The sequence below is a fragment of the Alteromonas sp. ABD4_190 genome (assembly GCF_056160105.1).
The window spans coordinates 501,497-523,343 of the sequence record NZ_JBSWWN010000001.1 but is presented as its reverse complement, the minus strand read 5'-3'; the positions used below and the strand labels follow the sequence as shown (position 1 = coordinate 523,343).

Below are 21,847 nucleotides of genomic sequence, written 5' to 3'. Positions count from 1 at the left end.
CGTCGCGGTTACGATTTACCTTGTTATCGCGTTCGGGCTTATCCTAATCTCGTGCACTGCCAGCGCACTTATGCTATTTCTTACACTTTTGGTTAGTGAAGAAATAAGAACGATGCGTTCAAGAATAAAAAATAGAAAACGAATATATGCTGCAGTTGCTGTGAGTGCACTAAGTGCAATGTCGATAGGATGTACCTACACCGCTCGCAACTTAGATAAAAATCAGCCAGTTTCCGTTGAAGCAACTAATGCTGAATCTCAGAGCGCTTCTTCATTCAACGTCGACTATGAACGATTTACATTAGATAACGGACTTACCGTATTGCTTCACGTCGATAAGTCAGACCCCGTGGTGGCTGTCGCATTGACTGCCCATGTTGGCTCTGCTCGAGAAATACAAGGCCGAACAGGTTTTGCCCATCTATTTGAACACCTGCTTTTTCTTGAATCAGAGAACTTGGGGAAAGGCGGGTTAGATAAATTGAGCGCCAGAATTGGGGGCTCAGGTGCAAATGGTTCTACTAGTCGCGACAGCACCAATTATTACCAAACAGTACCTGCAGATGCATTAGAGAAAATGATTTGGGCAGAGGCTGACAAACTGGGCTTCTTCATTAACACAGTAACCGAGCCCGTACTTGCTAAAGAAAAGCAGGTTGTAAAAAACGAAAAACGCCAGGGGGTTGATAATCGCCCCTACGGGCACAACCAATATGTTATTGATAAGAACCTTTACCCTGAAGGGCACCCCTATAGTTGGCAAGTTATCGGTTCACTTGAAGACTTACAGAGTGCAACGCTTGCCGATGTAAAAGCGTTTTTTAACACGTGGTACGTGCCTAATAATGTGGTCCTAACTATCGCTGGCGACATTGATGTTACTCAAACAAAGACATGGGTCAAAAAGTACTTTGATGAAATACCCGCAGGTCAGCGGATCGATAAACTACCGCCGCAACCCGCAAAGCTTACAGACACGATAAAACGGTTTCATGTTGATAACTTTGCACAGGCACCACTGCTCACCATGGTGTGGCCTACCGTACCCGAATATCATAATGACTATTACGCCTTACAAGTCCTTTCTCAATACCTAAGCGAGGGCAAGAATGCGCCGCTGAACAGAGTACTTATTGATGAAAAGAAACTTACCAGTAATGTTTATCTTTACGGGTATGACGCGGAGATAGCGGGCCAATTGCAACTGCAAGTTATGGCGTTTGACGGCGTGAATTTAGATGATGTTGCACAGAGCATAAGCGAAGCGTTTGCAGTATTTGAAAAAGAGGGTATTTCTTTAGATGATTTAGCGCGAATAAAAGCTGGGCAGGAAACGGGATTTTATCAGGGACTCTCAAGCGTATTAGGTAAAGGCTTTCAGTTAGCACAATACGAAATTTTTGCAGGTGGTGCAGAGTTTATAAGCCAAGACGTTCAAAAAATATTAGGGGTTACGCAGCAAGACGTAATGCGTGTGTATAACGCCTACATTAAAGATAAACCTTTTGTTGCGACAAGCTTTGTACCTCAAGGTGAGCAGGATTTAGTGTTGAGCGGTTCGACAAAAGCCAACGTTGTTGAAGAGCAGATTGTGGCGGGCGCAGAAGAGAACTTCGATGCTTCTATTGCCGCTGAATTTGAACGGACACCCTCAACTTTTGATCGCACGCAGGAACCTAACTATGGTGATAGCATAGATGTTACTCCACCAAGAGTTTGGCAAAGCGAGTTATCCTCGGGAATTGAGATTACAGGTATCTCTAATAGCGAAGTGCCTCTCGTATCTTTCGAATTGAAGCTGGAAGGTGGAATGCTGCTTGACCCGGAAAATAAAACGGGGACAGCAAACTTAGTAGCCGAAACGCTACTTAAAGGTACTGCAAACAAAACAGCTCAACAGCTTGAACAGGAAATCGAACTATTAGGCGCGACTTTGGAGGCCAGCGCTTCTGAAACTGATATTACAATTAGAGGAACCGTACTTTCTAAACACTACGGTAAGCTAATGGAGTTGGTTTCTGAAGTGTTGCTTTCCCCTCGTTTTGACGAAGAAGAGTTTTATCTTGCGAAAGACGATGTGATAAACCAGATTGCACAAATCAAAGCAAACCCCAACGCAATAGCTTCAGTTGAGTTTAAAGCACTGCTCTACGGAAAAGACCACCCATTTGCTCAAACCACACTCGGCGACATTGAGTCGGTTAATAATATTGTGCTCGACGACGTGAAAGTGTTTTATCGCAAAAACGTGTCTCCGTCTGTTGCGAAACTGCGGGTTGCAGGAGACATTCAACAGCAAGACGTTATCGCTGCACTATCAAAGCTCAACAATAGTTGGGAACGTAAAAAAGTAGTGTTACCCGCGGTTTCTGAGCCAGATCTACCTAAAAAAGCGCAACTGTTTTTCTACGACGTTCCTAATGCTAAACAGTCTGTGCTGTATTTTGGCCATTCAGCTCCCAGCGTTAACCATCAAGATGCCTACAAGGTCAGCGTCATGAACTATCGTTTGGGCGGGGGAGGCTTTGCCTCTCAAATGATGCAAGAACTTCGCGAAAATAAAGGGTATACCTATGGTATTCGTTCGTCCTTCTCTAGTGATCAGTATTCAGGTGAATTTACTATCAGAAGCTCAGTACGTTCAAATGTGACTCTTGAAGCGACACAAGCGGTTATGGATATATTGAGGTCGTTCGACAAAGGTTATTCTAGTGAAGATCTAGCTGTTACAAAGGGGTTTACTCTCAAATCAGCTGCCCGTGCGTTTGAAACACTTGGAGCCAAACTAGACATGGTGGGTGAAATCAGTGACTTTGGCTTTGCTAGTGATTATGTATTAAAGCAAGAAGCAGAGGTGAAGGCGCTGACAGTTGATGAGATAAAACGCTTATATCGTGATTATGTGCATCCAGATAAGATGATTTATTTAATTGTTGGGGATAAAGCTACGCAGTTTGAACGTCTGGAGGCTCTTGGACTCGGGAAGCCGATACTGCTAAATGCTGAGCAGGAATAAAGGGCGATCGGAATAAAAGGGTAAGCGGAACAGAGGCTGTTCACCTTGCCTCAACTAACCTACTAAATAGAATGCAAAAGAAAGGGCCCGCACCAAACAGTGCTAGCCCTTTATGCATATTTTTTAAAGCTGTACTTGCTACAGCTCAACGCAGAAACCAACACTCATCAAGGCTAGTTGTTCTATCAACGCTGGGTACTACTGTGTTTTCAGTTTAGCCAAAAGCTGCTCCAAAGTGCTAACGGCGGTAAAGATGGCCTTCGAACTCTCTGCCGATGCCTGTGAGTTGCTGGATACTTCAGATGTAGCGTTGCCTATTACTACCATGTTTCTGTTGAGCTCCTCACTTACTTGGCTCTGTTCTTCAGCGGCTGCCGCCATTTGCGTCATGCGCTCGCTGATTTCTCCTATTTGAAGTACCGTGGTTTGCATTTTTTCAAGGGCTGACTGGGAAAGCTGTGCTGCACCTTCGGCTTTCTGACTGCCAGTGTGTATGGTTGTTACCGTGTGATCAACTTCGCTTTGTAATGCTGTAATCACCCTACCAATTTCACCTACCGATTCTGCTGTCTTAGAAGCAAGAGAGCGCACCTCGTCAGCAACGACACTGAATCCTCTTCCATTTTCTCCTGCACGTGCTGCTTCAATAGCTGCGTTTAGTGCCAAGAGGTTGGTCTGGTCAGCTATCGCGCCAATGACGTCAAGGATCTTTTTGATGTCAGCGCTTCGTTGAGAGACTGCTTGTACAGCGTCCGATGCGTTTTGCATTTCACTCGACAGTTCTATTACTGAATGTGTTGATTGAGAAATTTCACTTTCCGTTTGTTTTACAGAATTTGTCGCGTTATCCGCATTATTTGCGGCGTCGGCGGCGGTTCGCGCTACCTCTTGAGCAGTTTGCGACATTTCAGTAATAGCGGTGACAACGCTATCAATTTCAGCTTGTTGTACTTGAATTAAAGAATTCGTGCTCTGTGTGTGGCTTTGTGTTTGTTCGCTTTGCGCTATAACTTGAGCGCACGACTGTTTTGCTTGCTCAAGCAACTCACGTACTCTTTCTTTAAATAAGTTGAACGCTTCGCTTAACTGAATAAGTTCAGCATGAGAGTCCACGTGAATGTCTTGGGTCAGATCACCACCTTGACCAGCAAGCTCTTCCATTCTTTGAGCGACCTGTCGCACTGGCTGAATAATGCTTTTTGTGAACACGAAAACCAGAGCAAGAGCAATTGCGGTACATATTATCGCTACAATTAGTTGGGTGGTTAATAATGAGGTTACTGACGAAGATATCATCGCCTCTAGTGAAGTGATTGGCGCCAGCGCACTCGTTTTATTAACGCCAACGATCATTTTCCATTTCACCTTTGCCACATTAAGCGATATGTCTTGTGAAACATATAGCATACCGTCACTTTCATAGAGCCCTGATTGTTGGTCGGCATTGAGTAGGCGACTTGATTTCGCTTCATCGCTAAATACTTCAGAAAATGGACGAGCTAACTTACTCTTTGCGCTCGTTGCTGCAACCACTAATCCATTTTGGCTTACAACGTAAACTTCAGCATTACCGTTGTACAGCGATGCCTTTAGACTTTCAGCTCGTTTTTGGATAATAGGGAGGTTTAAGTCAGTGCCTACCACTCCACGAAAACGATTATTAGCAACGACGGGAACCGTAAGGCTTGTCATTAGTTCGCTGTAGCCTTCACGGATTTCGTATTTATAAGGGTTAGATACACACGGTGTGAGCGTCTCCTTATTACACAAGTACCACTCTGCAGCCCTGAAGCCAAATTCATCTAAGGTAGTGTCATGTTTAAGCGTTGGGTCGGTAATCAAAACCTGTTCGGGTTTATTGTTAGCGCCGCGAATGAAATAGACTTCAAAGCTTCCCATGCCGGGAGTCGAATGGGTCTTTCCGCTGCTGTTTTCTGCTGCCTTGCCATCAAACAAATTAGCCTCGAACTGAGCGTACATACTTGATGTCACATTCGTTGTTAGCACACTTTTAACCAGTCTCTCTGCCTGCTCTCTACTTAACGATAATTCGTCGCTTGCTTCAATACTCGAGGTTAACTGGGTTGCAAGCGCAGTTGGCAAGTAGTGGGCACTGTTGAGCAGGGCCTCTGTTTGTGCCGCAAACTGTGCCGCCTTTGCTGATACTGTCCTCTCTATTTGTTCGACAACTTCTGAATTAACATGTTGATCAATCTTACGCTCTGTACTTTTAAGTAACGCATAGCTTACGCCAATAAAAACCGTAGCAAGCAAGATAAAGAGTATGCCTACGACAGACATGAGTTTAGACGACAAGGAGTAGCTTTTTTTCATGAATAATAACTTAGCTAAAATATGTGCAGCCCGCATATGGCGGAACGTTTATGTGAACGCTTTAGCGGATTCGTTTTCCATAGAATTCTATAAAGCGTAATGATCTTAAGTGTAGGATGTTTTGATAATTATGCTCACTTATTATACGTAAAACCTTATGTAAAGAATGCAATGACGCGTTTTTTCATAAATACACAGGTATTTTATCTTATACCTTTTTGGTGTGAATGTGACCGGAAGCACCGGTGAATTTCGTAGTTATTGGTAGAAATAATATGTGTAAGCAATTTAAAGGGCGGGACAAATCTGATGCCGGATAAAAAGAGTGAAGCAGGTGATCGACGTAAAGACGTGGCGCTTAGTCATACCGAAGAGAAAGACGTAAGAGATAATCAGAGTTTAAACTCAGTTTCTTTGTATGCGATTGTCCACAGGGAAGGGTTAGAAGAACTTCAGCGTCCTATGATGTCATTGTGGTGGTCTGGTGTTGCAGCAGGTATTGGTATTTCGCTTTCTATTTTAGCTGAGGGCATTCTGCATCAGCTTTTTGTAAACACCCCCAATCAGTTTGTTATTGAGAATTTGGGCTATACGGTTGGTTTCGTGCTGGTGATTGTTGGTCGCTTACAGTTATTTACTGAAAATACGCTTTCGGTCATTCTTCCGTTGTTAAGCAAGCCGTCTTTACACATGGGCTCCTGCATTGCGCGTTTGTGGCTTATTGTTTTCGCCGCCAATATGTTCGGCACCTTTTTGGCTGCGTTTTTCAGCTATAGCTTGCAAGCAGTTCCACCCAACCTCGTTGAAGGAATGACTGCCATATCTGAGCACTACGCTAAATTATCACCGTCAGACGCTTTCTCATACGGCATTACGTCTGGTTTTATCATTGCCGCTATTGTGTGGATGAAGCCTTCGGTTAAGCATTCTCAAATATTGATGATCGTTATTTTCACCTATTTAATTGCGATTGGAAATTTCACGCACGTGATAGCGGGCTCGACTGAACTATTTCTATTGGCTCTGCAAGGGCAAATCAGTATTGCCGAAACGGCTGCGTTAATAGGCGCAACTCTGATGGGTAATATCGTTGGCGGAACAGGACTGTTCGCACTATTAGCTTATGGGCAGGTAGTACGAGAGATAGAAGATTGAGTTTCACTATTGGCTATTGGATTTCAAAGCTGTAGACTTAAGCGTTTTGCACAATTTTAGTAAATGCCTAGTTAATAATAGCGGTCATTAGTGCATGAAAGTGTTCACGCTTTTTAGAACAAAATAAGTAGGCAAGCGAATCATTCAGGGACGAAAAACACTATGTTGAATAAACTATTACTTATCTTAGTCGTTGCTTTTGGCGCGAAACTTTATTTCGAAAACAACAGCCACCAATACTTAGATAATCAGCAGGACCTAAATCAACTTTCAACTCAAGAGCTACTTACTCAAGAGCATTTTGCTCAAACTGAGCGCAATTCTTTTAAGTGCGACGGACGACAATATTGCAGTCAAATGACGTCGTATGAAGAAGCAAAATACTTTCTAAAAAATTGCCCTAATACGAAAATGGATGGTGATGACGATGGTATTCCATGTGAGCGTCAATTTAACAGGTTTGACTAATTATTAGGTGTTTTACTGAGAAGAAAGCGACCCTCGATAATTCAACATTTAAATATTGAGGGTCAGAGTATTTTAATATATTAGTACGTGCGTTGATTACTTATGACGCTCGCGAAGTACATCTAGCGCATCGTTTAGCGACATATCGCTTGCCTGAAGAAGAACCGTTAGGTGATACAACAAATCAGCGGCTTCGTTTTTAAGCTCTTCTTTGTCGTGCACAGTAGCTGCTAGCGCGGTTTCTACTCCTTCTTCACCTACCTTTTGGGCTATGCGTTTAATGCCTTTATTGTAAAGGCTGGCGGTATAGCTGCTTTTGGGGTCGGCATCTTTGCGGGCCGCCAATACTCGCTCTAAGTCTGCAAGAAAGGTAAACGCTGGCGTGTTGCCATCAAACCAACAGCTTTCAACACCAGTGTGACATGTTGGGCCGTTAGGGTTGGCAAGTACTAACAGTGAATCTTGGTCGCAATCGCAGGCAACGCTCACTAAATCTAGCGTGTTACCAGACGTTTCACCCTTGGTCCAAAGACGTTGTTTTGAACGGCTGAAAAAGGTCACTTTACCCGTTTCAAGGGTTTTCGCTAGGGCATCTTGGTCCATATAACCCTGCATTAATACCTTGCCTGATAGTGCATCTTGCACAATGGCAGGTAGTAGGTTATCCATTTTGTCCCAAGCCAGTATATTGCTGTTTTCGTTAGTAATGATCACGGGTTTACTCCTTCTGCTTGCGCCGTTAATCCGTGACGCTTACGCATGGCAACGCCATTGCTGGTTAACTCTGCTTTTAACTCATCAATATTGATGATGCCCTTGTGAAATACTGATGCTGCAAGCGCGCCATCTACGTCAGCCTGTTGAAACACATCCGTAAAGTGGGCAATTTCACCTGCACCACCCGATGCAATTAGCGGCACTTCACAGACATCGCGCACGGCCTTTAATTGCTTCACATCATAGCCTTTGCGCACGCCGTCTTGGTTCATACAGTTCAGTACAATTTCACCTGCACCACGTGACTGTACTTCTTTAATCCAGTCGATGGTTTGCCACTGGCTTTTTTGCGTACGCGCTTCATCGCCGGTGAATTTATACACTTCGTATTGGTCGGTTGCTTCGTTATAGAAACTGTCGATACCAATCACGACGCACTGTTGTCCATAAACGTCGTGCAACTGGTTAATAAGGTCTGGATTATTAAGGGCAGGGGAGTTAATCGAAATCTTATCTGCACCCATTTCCAAAATGCGCCCAGCATCTTCAATACTCTTAATGCCGCCAGCAACACAAAAAGGGATATCAATAACCTGTGCAATACGGCTAACCCAGCTTTTATCTACTACGCGGGCATCAGAGCTGGCGGTAATATCATAGAATACTAGTTCGTCGGCACCTGCTTTCGCATATTGCTCAGCAAGAGGTACAATATCACCAATAATTTCGTGGTTTCTAAACTGAACGCCCTTAACAACTTTGCCGTCGCGTACGTCTAGGCACGGTATTATGCGTTTTGCCAGCATGCGATAGCCTCCTTCACCGTAAACTTACCTTCAAGTAGTGCGCGCCCTAAAATAACGCCGCCAACGTTTGTGGGTTTTAGCGCTTCGATATCAGCGATGCTGCCAATACCGCCAGACGCTTGCCAGCTAACGTGTGGGAAACGGGCTGCCATTTCTTGATACAGCTCAGTGTTCGCACCTTGTAGCGTGCCGTCGCGGCTAATGTCGGTACACAGCACATGCTTTGCGCCTACTGTAGCGAAGTCTTCAAGCAAGCCTTCAAGGGCTACGCCTGAGTTCTCTTGCCAGCCGTGTGTGGCAATAAGCTTTTCACCGCTCTCGCTAATATTAATATCAAGGGCCAGTACAATGTGCTCTGGGCCGTATTTTTCTACCCAAGACTTTACAAGCTCGGGTTGTTTTACAGCCAAAGAACCAATTACTACACGGCTTACGCCAGTTTCAAGTAACTGTGCCACTTCTTCTTCGCTACGAATGCCGCCGCCCGCTTGAAACTTCATGCGCTTTGTGTCGACCATAGACTTGATAAGCGAAAGCTGACGCTTACTGGTGTCTTTCGCGCCGGTAAGGTCAACAATGTGCAGCCAGGTTGCGCCTTGGTCAGCATAGTCGTGAACCACGTCAACAGGGTCCAGTTCGTATTGGGTTTTTTGCTCGTAGTCACCTTGATATAAGCGGACTACATGTCCTTCAATAAGATCAATCGCTGGAATAATCATTATAGGTTCACAAAGTTAGTCAGTAGTTGTGCTCCGGCCTCGCCAGAACGTTCTGGGTGAAATTGCACCCCGTAAAAATTGTCATTATTAATGGCGGCTGAAAATGCATTGCCATAAGTACAGCTGGCAAGCGTATGCTCGTATTCAGGCACGGCAAAACTGTGCACAAAGTAAAAGTAGGTATCTTGTGGAATGCCTTTGAACAGACTTTCGCTGTTGTGTGAGACAGTGTTCCAACCCATATGAGGTAAGCGCACGCCTTTAGATTCCATCCGCGCCACGTGACCTGGCATAAGGTTTAAACAGTCGATGTTACCTGTGCCTTGAAAACCACCTTCAGCGCTAGTTTCAACCATAAGCTGCATGCCCAAACATACACCAAGCACAGGTTGGGTAAGCGACTTTAGGGTTTCCACTAACGCTTTTTGCTTAACGCTTGTCATAGCCGCTGCTGCTGTACCTACGCCGGGTAAAAACACTTTGTGAGCGCTTTTAATCACGTTTACATCGTCAGATACTTCCACTTCAACGCCCAAGCGTTCAAGGGCAAAGCGTACCGATGAGATGTTGGCGCAGCCGGTATTCACTATTACTATTTTTTGTCGCTGGCTAGTGTTTACCACTGACATTACAGTGCTCCTTTACTGCTTGGCAATGCATCACCCTGGCGCGTAATGGCTTGGCGAAGGGCACGACCAAATACTTTAAACAGGCTTTCTACCTGGTGGTGAGCGTTACCTTCGCTGGTGGAAAGGTGCAGCGATAGTCCCATGCTTTGTGCAAGCGAATAGAAGAAGTGCGGCACCATTTCTGTTGCCATTTCACCTACCTGGTCGCGGCTAAATTCAGCGTCAAACTTAAGGTGTGGGCGGTTAGAAATGTCCATAATACATTCAGCACGGCACTCATCCATTGGCAAGGCAAAACCAAAACGACCAATACCGCGTTTGTCGCCAAGTGCTTTTTTAAGTGCCTCTCCTAATGCAAGCGCGGTGTCTTCTACACTGTGGTGATCGTCAATGTGCAAATCGCCATCTGTAGTCAGGTTTAATTCAAAACCGCCGTGTGTAGCAATCTGGTCAAGCATGTGGTCAAAAAAGCCCATGCCGGTCTGGATAGTCGACTTGGCCTGAGAATCAAGATCAACGCGAACACGAATATCTGTTTCAGAGGTGGTACGTACCACTTCTGCAATGCGTGAAGATGCCAGTAAGCTTTTCTGAATATCATTCCAGTTTAAGCTTTCGCGATTGTACTGAAAGCTACGAATACCCATGTTTTCAGCAAGCTGTACGTCAGTAATTCTGTCACCAATTACAAATGAACGGGTAAAGTCTACTTTCCCTTGCTGCAAGTATTCTTGCACTAGACCAAGCTTTGGTTTGCGACATGTGCAGTTATCAGCATCGAAGTGCGGGCAAATAAGCACGTCGTCAAACACTACACCCTGGCTTTCAAAAATGGCCATCATGGCATTGTGTGGCTTGTCGAAGTCTTCTTGCGGGAAACTGTCTGTACCCAAGCCGTCTTGGTTACTTACCATCACGAGCTTAAACCCAGCTGCCTTTAGTTTAAGTAGCACAGGAATTACGTTTGGCTCGAAAACCAGCTTCTCTAGACTATCTAATTGCTTATCTACTGGCGGCTCTTCAACAAGTGTACCGTCGCGGTCGATAAATAAAATGGCTTGCTGACTCATGCCGCATCCTCACTATTTTTAAATTCGTTAATCAACTGCATTAAACGCTGATTTTGTTCTTCAGTGCCTATGCTTACGCGTAAACAGTTTTGTAAGTTAAGCTGTTTTGATTGATCGCGAATAAGCATGCCTTGGCTTACCAAGTACTGCATTAGGGCTTGCGCTTTTGCGTAGCGGAATAAGATAAAGTTTGCTCGTCTATCACCCACTAATTCAAAGTCTTCAACCGCTTCTAATGCTTCAGCTAATGCTTCTTTTTCGCGGTTAATGGTAGCCACCTGAAGCTCAAGTAACGTTAGCGACTCAGCCGACAATGCTTGTGCAGCAATCTGCGCTACTGGCTCTGGAATGGGGTAGGGCGCTATCACTTTAAGCAGAGCTTGAATTACAGGTGCTTGAGCAAGGGTAAAACCACAGCGAAGACCGGCAAGTGCAAACGCTTTAGACAGCGTACGAAGTACCACTAAGTTCGGGTAGTTGTTTATTTCATTTGCCCATGTATTGTCGGCATCAAACTCAATATACGCTTCATCTACAACAACCAGTGCTTTATCGGCAAAGTGATTAAGCACGGCTTTGATATCTTCGCGAGCAACCGGGGTACCGGTTGGATTATTTGGCGCGCAGATGAAAATCACGTTAACGTCTTCTTCTGCGCAAACTGCATTCACATTAAGGCTAAAGTCGTCGTTAAGCGGCACTTTCTTAATGCCCACATCACAGGTTTCAGCACTGATGGCATACATACCGTAAGTAGGTGGGCATATTAGAATGCTGTCTTTACCCGGCGTGCAGAAGGTACGGATAAGCAGTTCAATGCCCTCATCTGCACCGCGAGTAACGATAAGCTGCGACTTATCAAGCCCTGCGTAGTTTGCGTAGCCACTCACTACCGCTTCAGGCTGGCACGATGGATAGCGGTTAAAGTTACCGCTATCTACATTATATTCGTTGGCATAAGGTGACTCGTTAGCGTTAAGCCAATCTTGACCGCCTGAAAACAAACGGCGCGCCGACTCGTAAGGCTTTAACGGCACTAGGTTTTCGTTAATTAGGTTATCGATAAGTGCCGACATTAGGCGTCTCCCTGCTTAAGTGCCTGCATACGAAGTGCAACAGCCTGTTCGTGGGCGTCTAAGCCCTCGGCGGCTGCTAATGCCATAATCGCAGGGCCTAAATTACGCATACCATCTTCGCTTAACTCTTGAATTGTGTAGCGGCGCATAAAGTCTAACAGGCCAAGACTAGAATAATTCTTAGCATAGCCGTATGTGGGCAGTACATGGTTAGTGCCGGACGCATAGTCACCGGCAGATTCAGGTGACCAGGGACCTAAGAAAATGGAGCCTGCATATTTAATCTTTGGTAAATAATCGCGGGCATTCTCAATCTGCACAATTAAGTGTTCAGCCGCGTAGGCATTGCTTGCCTCTATGGCTTGTTCAATTGAATCGGCCAAGATATAACGTGCATTTTCCATAGCAGGGCGTGCAATTTCAGCGCGAGACAGCGTAGCTAATTGACGTTCAACCGCGGCTTTTGCCTCTTCAATAAGCGTGGCGCTGTTGGATACCAAAATGGCCTGTGAATCTGGGCCGTGTTCGGCTTGGGAAAGTAAGTCTGCAGCCACAAATTCAGGGTTTGCAAATTCATCAGCAAGTACCAATACTTCTGATGGACCCGCCGGCATATCAATAGCAGCACCATCAGCACGTTGGCTAACTTGCTGTTTAGCTTCGGTAACAAAGCTATTGCCAGGGCCGAAGATTTTATCGACCTGAGGAATCGTTTCAGTACCCAATGCCATGGCTGCAACCGCTTGAGCGCCCCCACACAAGAAGATTTTATCAATGCCGCATTTTCTTGCCGCATAGGCAATTTCAGGCGCAATAAGTTGTTCTTTATTTGGCGGTGTGCACAGGAGTTTATTTTCACAACCTGCCACTAGCGCGGGTACACCAAGCATTAGCACAGTTGAGGGAAGTGGAGCACTGCCCCCTGGAATATACAGACCTACTGCGTCAAGGGCAGTGAAGCGGAGCTCACATTTGACGCCAGGCGTTGTGGTCAGCGCAATATCACTGGGCATTTGCGCTTCGTGAAAGGTCTTTATATTGTTAAACGCTGTGTCGATAGCGTTTGCGACTTCAGGTGTTACCTTAGCTGCAAGGGCATCGATATTCTCTTGCGAAAGCACAAGGCTTTTTAGATCCGGGCAGTCAAATTTCCGTGTGTAATCAAGTACTGCCGGATCACCATCTGCTTCAACGCGGGCGATTATCTCGCCCACGGTTTGCTTTAACTGTTGGCTATTGGCCATAGCCGGGCGGGCTAGCGCCTGTTTTTTCTCATTTGCCGAGAGAGATGACCAAGTAATCATAATTGTCTGCCTTTTAGCCCATCATTTTTTCGATTGGCATTACAAGAATAGAACTACAACCAAGGGCTTTTAGCTTTTCCATGGTTTCCCAGAATAAGGTTTCTGTAGAAACAACGTGAATAGCAACTTGCTCTTCATTTCCAGCTAATGGAAGTACCGTTGGATTTTCAGCACCTGGAAGTAGGCTCTTAACCTGTTCTAGATACGCTTTAGGCGCGTGTAGCATGATGTATTTGCTTTCCTTTGCCAGTAATACACCATCGACACGAGGCATGAGACGGTTAACCAGTGTTACTTTTTCGTCACTAAGTTCGCTGTCAGTACGCTTTATAAGTACTGCTTTACTGCGGAAGATGACATCTTTTTCTACAAGGCCATTTGCTTCAAGGGTTGCGCCTGTAGATACCAGGTCACAAATTGCGTCAGCGACACCAGCACGCGGCGCAACTTCTACTGAGCCCTGTAGCATTACGGCTTTCGCGTTAATACCCTGGTCTTTGAAGTAGCGCTCAAGAAGGTAAGGGTAAGTGGTTGCTACTTTTTTGCCTTCTAAAGACTTAATACCGTCGTAATCCATCTCATTAGGTACGGCAATTGATAAGCGACAGCCGCCGTAGTCTAGACGACGCAATACTTCATACTCAAACGGCTTGCCTGCCGCTTTGCGTTCAAGCATTTTTTCTTCAAGCTCATTTTCGCCAATGAAACCAAGGTCGCAAACGCCGTCCATAACAAGACCTGGAATATCGTCGTCACGTACGCGAAGTAAATCAATTGGCTCGTTTGTTGAGTGCGCAATCAGCAGGCGATCACGAATGTTCAATTTAATGCCGATAGCTTTAAGAAGTGAGATGCTGTCATCACTTAAGCGACCTGATTTTTGTACGGCAATTCGAAGTCTGTTGCTGTTACTCATTGAAACGTTCCTTACACGTTGTGTTTTAACTTTTGATTGCGCCTAAAACGAAAAACCCCCGGAAGTTTCCTTCCGAGGGTCGAGAATTTTTCTATCTGCGCCGTTGGAAGGAAATATAGACCTTCCAGCACGAACCTGAAAGGTTATGCTTTGTGGTGATGGTGATGTTTCGCCGCGCAGTTAATCATTTTGGTGAATCTAATTCCTAATTTCGAACGGCTGAAACATTAGCGGTTTGAGCTTCGATTTGCAAGGCAAAAGTGAACTCTTTTATTACATTAACTCTAAATTAATATACATATAATAAAACTATTTGTTATGAATTAGTTGTGAACCGTAATTTTGAGCGCTTTTCTGCCGATAAATTATAAAACAGATACACATTTTAGGAGGGCGTATGAGCAACGATTTACTGTTTCCCATTTTGCCTCGTAACACCAAAGTGCCGATTGAACCTGATGAGCGGGTGAAAAAAGTGCAGAAGACAAAGAAGTCTGAGCATCTTAGTGAAGACGATCGCGACAACTATCAAGACATAAAACGCACCGAAGTGGTTGATGCGTCAGTAGAGAACACGAAAGACAAAGAGCGAAGCAATAGCGGCGGTGGGCTTAAGCACATTGATATTGATGTTTAAGATGTCTTTTTAGCACTAGGTTTTATTTGCAAAAAGCTCTTCAAATAACCCTTCGATTTGCTTTGTGACTTTGTGCTTTGGCAAATAGAACGGCAGTGGCTTCCGTTTAGAATGAGACTCTTTCACCTTCACCGTAGCACCTATGTAGCTTTCTAGCACGGGTAAACCTTTTTGCTTGAGCGATTGTACCAGTTCTGAAGGCAGTTTAGCCTGACTATTATATTGATTGACTACAATACCCAATAGCTTAAGTTTTGGGTTATGGTCCTCTTTGAGCTCTTCTGCATTGTAGAGCAAGTGCTCTATAGCTTGTGCTGAGAAATCATCGCAATCAAAGGGAACACAAAAGCCATCTGCTGCAATAAGAGCCGCTTTTGAATAGAAATTAAAATTTGGTGGCGTATCAATAAAAATATGGTCGAATTCGCCTTTCAACTCCTTTAGTGCATCTTTAAGCTTAAAAATCTTGTACCGAGATTCGAGTTCTCGCTCTACATCAGCTAAGGCTGGTGAAGACGGCATGACGTAAAGGTTTTCAAAAGGGGTTGAATGAACAAACTCAGCAGGTTTTTTAGCCGTTCTGAATATTCCCACCACTTGTTTGAACATATCAGCAACAGAAAGGCTTTTCTCGTTGGGGTTATACCCCGCGTAGTAAGTACTGTTACCTTGAGCATCCAGATCCACTAATAACGTTTTGTGACCCAATTTCGCGCTTTGGGCGGCTAAATTGGTACTAATCGTTGATTTACCCACCCCACCTTTTTGATTAAATACCACGACAATCATACGCAATCCCTATGTTGAAACGGTTATTGAACACATCAATTGACTAAAATATGCCCAAACACGATTGTGGATGCAAAGTATTGTTTTTATTTTGATCGTTTGCTCTTTGTAAAAATACCTAAGCGTGACGATAAAAATGAAATTCAACTTTACATATTAATGATAATGATTATCATTGGAGTATTATTTTATATTAATCGATTAAGTATGCGTTTTACTCCCACTTTACTGGCAATTTCACTGTATTCACTGTTCACTCAGAATGTTCTTGCTCAATCTAACGAGCAAGATGATATGGAGAGCATTACTGTTACAGCCTCTGGCTTTGAACAGCTTTTGTCTCAAGCACCCGCGTCAGTGAGCATCATCGATAGAAAACAATTGGCGCAGCGAGCGTACAAAGACATCACAGACGCACTTCGAGACGTGCCGGGGGTTACTGTAACGGGGGGCGGGTACCGCCAAGATATCAGCGTTCGAGGCCTACCTGCACAATATACATCTATACTTGTTGATGGTAAAAAACAAACAGGTAGAGAGTCCCAGCCAAATGGCAGCGGCGGGTATGAACAAGATTGGTTGCCGCCTTTGGACAGCATAGAACGTATTGAAATTGTGCGCGGGCCTATGTCTACCTTATATGGTTCTGACGCAATGGGTGGGGTGATCAATATCATTACGCGAAAAAACTTCAGAAAATGGAGTGGTAACCTTCGCGCAGAAACAAAAATTCAAGAAAATTCAGACAGTGGCTCAGATAGTCAAGTTCAGCTGGCGTTTTCTGGGCCGTTAATCGAGAATTTGTTGAGCATTACAGCCAGCGGCCTTTATCAAAAGCGAGAAGAGGACGATATTGAACGTGGCTACGCAGAAAAAGATCTAAGCAACATTCGTACAGCGTTTCACTTAACACCAAATACTACAGATACACTCACGTTTGAGTACATCTTCCAAGATCAGACACGTATATCCACACCCGGCAAGTCTTTGCCAGAAAGAAATTCCTTATCAGAGACTGAAAGCGAGAGACATTCATATGCGCTGACTCACGAAGGGAAGTATGATGATGTGACTGCTCGAAGTTACATTCAGCAAGAGTCGGTTGAAAACGTAGGGCGAGATATCACTATTGATAATCTGGTCTTTAATTCTCAATGGTCTTGGGCTGCAAGCGATAGCCACATGCTTACGGTTGGCACAGAGTTTCTTGAAGAGTCACTGGATGATTTTGATACAAACGGCGGCGAGGCGACCAATATTGAAAACAGTCAATGGTCTTTATATGGCGAAGATGAATGGCGTGTTAACGATAGGTTGGCCTTCACGCTAGGTATTCGTCTTGATGACAATGAACAGTTTAGTTCCCAAGTTAGCCCTCGTGCGTATGCGGTGTACAACCTCAATGATAATTGGGTAGTGAAAGGAGGTGTCTCTACCGGCTATCGTACACCTGAGCTTCGAGAAATGGCTGATGGTTGGATTCAAGAAAGCCGAGGGGGAGATGTTTACGGTAATCCGGACTTGTCGCCCGAAACTACATTAAACAAAGAACTCGCGCTTTACTATTCCGGTGATGCCGGCTTGGAGTACAGTATTACCGTCTTCCATAATGATTTCGATGATAAAATTGCCATTGCATCATGTGAATTATCAGTCTGTTTGGATGAAACGGACCGCTACAATATCAATATCGATGAAGCTGAATCTTACGGTGCAGAATTCGCTGCAAAGTATAACGTTGGAAACTGGTCATTTAACGGTGCATACAGCTACACGCGTTCAGAACAAAAAACCGGTTCAAATGAAGGCCTACCTTTGGTTCAACAGCCTAAACATTTGTTCACGCTAAACACCACATATCGCCTATCTCAAGAAAGCGAAATCTGGTCTAGGTGGACAGTAAGAGGGGAAGAAACGGCGTTAACGTCAGTATCTTCACGTTCTATTCTGTCCCCAGGGGTTGGTTTGTTTGACATAGGTTACAACACCAAGCTTACGCGTAATGTTAAATTGCAAACGGGGCTCTACAATGCATTAGATAAAACAATGCGATACGAAGAGTTTGGGTATGTTGAAGACGGAAGAAGATTGTGGCTAGGCTTAAATTGGACGTTCTAAAAATAGCGGTTATTGCATGGGCTGTTTGTCTGTGCGCTAGCTGCACTGCTAGCTCATCGCTAACTGCTCAGGATTACGCTCGGAAGGGCCTAGAGAGCGCTGACCATTTTCCTGGTTTGGCAAACCTATGTGATATTAGTGCTCCACCTAGAAATATGTTCAAACTCGATGAAAAACGACGAGAACGACCTAAGCGTGCCGAAAATGGAAGCAAGCCCGACCGCAAAGGCAATGGGCGGCGTCAAATACCGCCCCAGCAGGTCTTTGATAACCTTTATTATGTAGGGGCAGGCAACGTTGCAAGTTGGGCAATAGATACTGGCGAAAGCATTGTTCTGGTGGATGCGTTGAATAATGACGAGCAAGCTCAACAGTACATAATTGATGGTCTTTCTGCGCTCGGGTTAGGCAACAAGCCCATATCTCACCTCATTATTTCTCATGGCCATGGCGATCACTACGGTGGGTTTGAAGTTATCAAGTCAACATATAATCCTCGCATAGTTATGAGTAATGTAGAGTGGGATTACCTCGAAAACGATAAATTCGCCAGTTATCGTTGGGGTAAAAAGCCAAGCCGAGATGTGGCGGTAGCCGATGGTGAAAAATTGAGTGTGAACGGTACTGAGTTAACGCTTTATGTTACGCCGGGCCATACGCCAGGAACGTTAACGGTCGTTTTTCCCGTAATTGACGGAAGCGAAAAACATCGGGCTGTGTTATGGGGCGGTACTGGGCTCAATTACGGACCTGATGTCTCGCGTATTCAGTCTTATACCGACTCAGCCATGACGATGAAACGATTAATAAAAGATCAAAATATTGATGTTTTTTTATCGAACCATCCTGGGCGTGCCGGAACAAGAGAAAAGCTTGAAGCCTTAAGTAACCGGGAAAGTAATGAAAAACATGCCTTTGTCCAAGGTCAAGATGTCGTTGTTGAAGCGTTTGAACTGCTTGAAAACTGCACGCGCGCGCAGTGGATGAGAATTGAGGAAAAACAACAGGAGCAACGTAAATAGCTTGGCTGAATCAAGGCAAGAAGAAGAGGGCGCTTTATGGTAACCTCATTCCTCTTGCCAGTTCGTTACCTGATGCTATTTGCAAAGAGTACGGTGTTTGTTAAACCTTCTCGCACTCAGTAAAGCCCACTGCGAGAATGCAAAGGCCTCTTGCATTCAAGAGACCTTCGGTGAGTTGGAGCGCTAATCGCTAATTTGATTAGGAATAGTTAGGGCTGAGTTAGTTTAGTTCTTTATCTACCCAAAATTTCGTGCCTTTTACAGTGGCCTGCAATGTAAGGCCGCTTTCAGTCATGGTGTAAACCGTAACATTACCAAGATAACCTTCGCCTTCTGCAGACGCGCCTTTATTGCCTGCTTTCGCTGCCACATCTGCGTTACCACCGACGGTCCAACCATTTTCAATGAAATGATTAATCGCTTTTTGAGTATGGAAGACCATAACAATGCGATAATCTTTAGCGCCTAATCCTAAACCAACACCGCCTTCAGCCATATTCATATATGTTTTTGCGCCGGTAACGTTATTGTTTACCACACCGTAGCCGGTGCCTGCGGCCACGAAAAACACGTTAATGTTGGCGTTAGTGAATACGGCATAGCCTGCTGCGTCCCTTATTTGCGAGCGCGTGTCTGGCTTCTCTGTATAAAGGCGCGTAAGCGCATTTTCTTGCATATCTAAAATCGCCTGTTGCTTTTCAGCAACAGTACCATCGCCCATAGAGGCGCAAGCTGTTAAAGCCAAAACAGCAGAAAAAAATACAGACTTAATCACTAACTTACTAATCTTCATGCAATTCTCCTTAGCATGTAGGTATTTTATTACTTGCGATAAAAGACATTTTCTAACGCGTTTAATTCAACAAAATACCGTTTTTATTTACGTTACATGAGTTGTACGCAAAAAATGTGCTAAGTGGAGCATGCATATATAAAATAGTAGGCGCCTATGGTGGATCGGTGGCTTCGTGCTATTAATTTTAGCCCAAGTTGGGTTCGCTAACAGTCAGCATTCACCATTCTATTTCAAGCTCTAGCGCACCGGGATGATCAGTTTGACCTACCATCTCCTCATAGGGGGTGCTTTGGCGAAGCCATACGTGTTCAAATGCTTGCGAATCGAAATGTTCTCTAATTTCATTCAGGCAGTGAAATGTTTTAGGTTGCGACTTTTTGTCTCTAACTAAATTGCGTGATGCACCCATTCCCGTAGCAGCAAGGTAGTTACCACCTTCTAATGATTCAATATATAAATTCATAAAATAGCCCTCGTTAGGTCGCAGCTAACTTTGGCTGCGCCTTATATCTAATTAGTCGAAAACGGCCACAATGATCATTAATTTTGTGTCATAAAGGTTCTCACCATCAATCATCAGTACCTAGAAAAAGGGAACAGAAGAGAGTTTGTCAGAAGCAAAATAAGACAACGAGCTTTACCACCATTTATTAGTGCATACCATGATCCCGGCCTTGTGCAAATTATCGTGTACTAGCTTTTTATCTTCCGAGTTTAAAAAAGCGCCTAACTCAAACTGCTGCAATGAGGATTGTAGAATTAGTCGTGACATCCGCTTTAGGCTTGTGTCTTTATGATAGAGCAAGGACGTGTCTGGACGAGGAAAGCATAAGCTAGTGCCGTTCGAGCAGGATATAAGGATGCGGTCAGCCGAAATTAAAATGGTTTCCCATCGATAGGTGGCTTTAGACACCAAGTACATAACTAGCGCGAGCAACCCCACTTCTAATCCCGCAAAAGGGAGAATGACCCAGGCCCCCGCTATTGACCACGCGATAGCGATCAGACCAATAAACAAAGCAAACGCCATGATTAAGTATTTAGTCTGGCGCCATGTTGCTGAGCGGTTTGGCGAAAGATGCAGTTGCACCTGTCGCTCAAATGTAGATACTTCAACCATATTTTACAAAGTGCTGTATATGATAATTGTGTAAGTAAAACCTTATACGTTTTGAGCTAACAATAGTTTGAAAAATGTACTAATGCTAATGATTAACGTATCAAGCGAATTTATTTTCTAACAATTATCATTGTTTTGTCGTAAGGACGTATGTGATCTCTTATTTAAAGCGCCAAACTGGCAAATCAATTATTGTTTTATTTCCCCTTATCTGGTGCAGTCTTTTGTTAGCGCAGCCCGCACCTATTGATCTTGTTAAGGAATTTGGACTTTTCACCGGATTAGGTGTGATAGGCGCTATATTTGCAAACGCTACAGGCGCCGGTGGTGGCGTGGTATTTGTCCCATTTTTTAACTATCTATCGTTTTCTCCTCAAAGCGTAGTGGCAACCAGCTTTGCTATTCAATGCTGCGGCATGACTGCGGGGGCATTGACTTGGGCAGCGTATTATAAAAAACAGCACAAACATGATGACTACTGGAATGCATTGCCGAGCGCTCTCATGCTAACCGTTCCTTCATCTATTTGTGGCATAGGGTTCGCGCAATATTCGTCGCAAAGCCAATTGTTGTTAGCGCAATTATGGGGTGGTGCCAATAACCTTCACATTGCCTTCGGCGGGTTTTCTATTTTATTAGCCATTGCCATTTTTGCGTCTGTTCCATTAATGAAACGCACTCATTTTGATAAGGATTTACAAACAAAGGATTTAGTGTTTTTACCTTTCATTGGTTTTGTCGGGGGCGTTATTACAGCTTGGCTTTCGGTGGGAGTGGGTGAGTTAGTGGCGGTTTACCTCATTATTCGTGGGTTTAATGTCACCATGTCTATCGCGGTAGCGGTTATTTTATCTGCGTTTACCGTGTGGTCTGCGTTGCCATACCATGCTTTTATTGGCGAATCAGTGGTGTGGCAGGTCGTTTTGTTTGCTGGCGCGGGCGCTATAATAGGTGGAGTGATTGCCAAATATGTAGTTTTGGCATTTTCTGTTCAGCGTCTAAAACTTTTTTTCGGTATCTGGGTACTAATTTTAGGAGTTACAAGTTTACCTATTTAAGTCATGAACTTGCCATAGTTAGCAGTCCAGCTTGCTGCAATTTAAAGCCTAAAAGTAACATAGTGCATGGTAACGCTCACTATTAAGGTCCTTCTTC

20 protein-coding genes and 1 other annotated feature are annotated in these 21,847 nt (G+C 44.4%); of the genes, 7 read left to right on the top strand and 13 right to left on the bottom strand.

Annotated elements, in window-relative coordinates:
- The first annotated feature begins 112 nt into the window (after positions 1-112).
- Positions 113-3,016: a M16 family metallopeptidase gene (locus tag ACXAFM_RS02360; protein WP_474826560.1), complete on the top strand. Its 2,904-nt coding sequence runs from the start codon at positions 113-115 to the stop codon at positions 3,014-3,016.
- 198 nt (positions 3,017-3,214) lie between these two features.
- Here ACXAFM_RS02360 and ACXAFM_RS02355 read toward each other — a convergent pair whose 3' ends face one another.
- The gene (locus tag ACXAFM_RS02355) at positions 3,215-5,350 is read right to left on the bottom strand and encodes a methyl-accepting chemotaxis protein (protein ID WP_474826558.1); all 2,136 of its coding nucleotides are present in this window, start codon (positions 5,348-5,350) and stop codon (positions 3,215-3,217) included.
- Between the two features lie 309 nt (positions 5,351-5,659).
- On the opposite strand from ACXAFM_RS02355, the gene ACXAFM_RS02350 reads away from it, so the two are divergent.
- Both ACXAFM_RS02350 and ACXAFM_RS02345 read left to right on the top strand, forming a co-directional pair.
- Entirely contained in the window at positions 5,660-6,505 is an 846-nt protein-coding gene (locus ACXAFM_RS02350; protein WP_474826556.1) for a formate/nitrite transporter family protein, read from the top strand.
- 162 nt (positions 6,506-6,667) lie between these two features.
- Positions 6,668-6,973, top strand: a complete 306-nt coding sequence (locus tag ACXAFM_RS02345; RefSeq protein WP_474826554.1) for an excalibur calcium-binding domain-containing protein — start codon at positions 6,668-6,670, stop codon at positions 6,971-6,973.
- A gap of 96 nt (positions 6,974-7,069) precedes the next feature.
- On the opposite strand, the gene hisIE is transcribed toward ACXAFM_RS02345, so the two are convergent.
- The 8 genes from hisIE to hisG are packed head-to-tail and all read right to left on the bottom strand — an operon-like array spanning position 7,070 to position 14,210.
- Entirely contained in the window at positions 7,070-7,687 is a 618-nt protein-coding gene (gene hisIE, locus ACXAFM_RS02340; RefSeq protein ID WP_474826552.1) for a bifunctional phosphoribosyl-AMP cyclohydrolase/phosphoribosyl-ATP diphosphatase HisIE, read from the bottom strand.
- On the bottom strand, positions 7,684-8,496 hold the full coding sequence (hisF, locus tag ACXAFM_RS02335) for an imidazole glycerol phosphate synthase subunit HisF (protein WP_014950033.1): 813 nt from the start codon (positions 8,494-8,496) through the stop codon (positions 7,684-7,686). Before hisF ends, hisIE begins: the two co-directional genes overlap by 4 nt.
- On the bottom strand, positions 8,478-9,215 hold the full coding sequence (hisA, locus tag ACXAFM_RS02330; RefSeq protein WP_474826550.1) for a 1-(5-phosphoribosyl)-5-[(5-phosphoribosylamino)methylideneamino]imidazole-4-carboxamide isomerase: 738 nt from the start codon (positions 9,213-9,215) through the stop codon (positions 8,478-8,480). Before hisA ends, hisF begins: the two co-directional genes overlap by 19 nt.
- Entirely contained in the window at positions 9,215-9,844 is a 630-nt protein-coding gene (gene hisH / locus ACXAFM_RS02325; RefSeq protein ID WP_474826548.1) for an imidazole glycerol phosphate synthase subunit HisH, read from the bottom strand. Before hisH ends, hisA begins: the two co-directional genes overlap by 1 nt.
- The gene (hisB, locus tag ACXAFM_RS02320) at positions 9,844-10,914 is read right to left on the bottom strand and encodes a bifunctional histidinol-phosphatase/imidazoleglycerol-phosphate dehydratase HisB (RefSeq protein ID WP_014950030.1); all 1,071 of its coding nucleotides are present in this window, start codon (positions 10,912-10,914) and stop codon (positions 9,844-9,846) included. The genes hisH and hisB overlap by 1 nt, the downstream gene beginning before the upstream one ends.
- Complete coding sequence (gene hisC / locus ACXAFM_RS02315; RefSeq protein WP_474826546.1) at positions 10,911-11,990, bottom strand: histidinol-phosphate transaminase; 1,080 nt, start codon at positions 11,988-11,990, stop codon at positions 10,911-10,913. The genes hisB and hisC overlap by 4 nt, the downstream gene beginning before the upstream one ends.
- On the bottom strand, positions 11,990-13,294 hold the full coding sequence (gene hisD, locus ACXAFM_RS02310; protein WP_474826544.1) for a histidinol dehydrogenase: 1,305 nt from the start codon (positions 13,292-13,294) through the stop codon (positions 11,990-11,992). Before hisD ends, hisC begins: the two co-directional genes overlap by 1 nt.
- A gap of 13 nt (positions 13,295-13,307) precedes the next feature.
- Positions 13,308-14,210 (bottom strand): ATP phosphoribosyltransferase, encoded by a 903-nt coding sequence (gene hisG / locus ACXAFM_RS02305; RefSeq protein WP_334059364.1) that lies wholly within the window; start codon positions 14,208-14,210, stop codon positions 13,308-13,310.
- Between the two features lie 50 nt (positions 14,211-14,260).
- Positions 14,261-14,378 (bottom strand) — a sequence feature (His leader region).
- A 229-nt stretch (positions 14,379-14,607) separates the two neighbouring features.
- Between hisG and ACXAFM_RS02300 the strand changes: the two genes are divergently transcribed.
- Complete coding sequence (locus ACXAFM_RS02300) at positions 14,608-14,847, top strand: hypothetical protein (protein ID WP_474826542.1); 240 nt, start codon at positions 14,608-14,610, stop codon at positions 14,845-14,847.
- A gap of 15 nt (positions 14,848-14,862) precedes the next feature.
- On the opposite strand, the gene ACXAFM_RS02295 is transcribed toward ACXAFM_RS02300, so the two are convergent.
- Positions 14,863-15,636, bottom strand: a complete 774-nt coding sequence (locus ACXAFM_RS02295; protein ID WP_474826540.1) for a ParA family protein — start codon at positions 15,634-15,636, stop codon at positions 14,863-14,865.
- A 207-nt stretch (positions 15,637-15,843) separates the two neighbouring features.
- Between ACXAFM_RS02295 and ACXAFM_RS02290 the strand changes: the two genes are divergently transcribed.
- Both ACXAFM_RS02290 and ACXAFM_RS02285 read left to right on the top strand, forming a co-directional pair.
- A complete protein-coding gene (locus tag ACXAFM_RS02290; RefSeq protein WP_474826538.1) occupies positions 15,844-17,754 on the top strand; it encodes a TonB-dependent receptor domain-containing protein in 1,911 nt (636 codons plus the stop codon).
- Complete coding sequence (locus tag ACXAFM_RS02285; RefSeq protein WP_474826536.1) at positions 17,727-18,776, top strand: MBL fold metallo-hydrolase; 1,050 nt, start codon at positions 17,727-17,729, stop codon at positions 18,774-18,776. Before ACXAFM_RS02290 ends, ACXAFM_RS02285 begins: the two co-directional genes overlap by 28 nt.
- A 220-nt stretch (positions 18,777-18,996) precedes the next feature.
- On the opposite strand, the gene ACXAFM_RS02280 is transcribed toward ACXAFM_RS02285, so the two are convergent.
- From ACXAFM_RS02280 to ACXAFM_RS02270, 3 genes are all read right to left on the bottom strand, one after another.
- Complete coding sequence (locus ACXAFM_RS02280; protein ID WP_474826534.1) at positions 18,997-19,569, bottom strand: lipid-binding SYLF domain-containing protein; 573 nt, start codon at positions 19,567-19,569, stop codon at positions 18,997-18,999.
- A 220-nt stretch (positions 19,570-19,789) separates the two neighbouring features.
- Positions 19,790-20,035 carry a DUF6482 family protein gene (locus ACXAFM_RS02275; protein ID WP_474826532.1) on the bottom strand — a complete coding sequence of 82 codons (246 nt, stop codon included), beginning with the start codon at positions 20,033-20,035 and terminating at the stop codon, positions 19,790-19,792.
- 174 nt (positions 20,036-20,209) lie between these two features.
- Positions 20,210-20,692, bottom strand: coding sequence for a DUF2244 domain-containing protein (locus ACXAFM_RS02270; protein WP_474826530.1), 483 nt, complete (start codon positions 20,690-20,692; stop codon positions 20,210-20,212).
- A gap of 188 nt (positions 20,693-20,880) precedes the next feature.
- On the opposite strand from ACXAFM_RS02270, the gene ACXAFM_RS02265 reads away from it, so the two are divergent.
- On the top strand, positions 20,881-21,750 hold the full coding sequence (locus ACXAFM_RS02265) for a sulfite exporter TauE/SafE family protein (RefSeq protein ID WP_474830487.1): 870 nt from the start codon (positions 20,881-20,883) through the stop codon (positions 21,748-21,750).
- Positions 21,751-21,847: the final 97 nt, after the last annotated feature.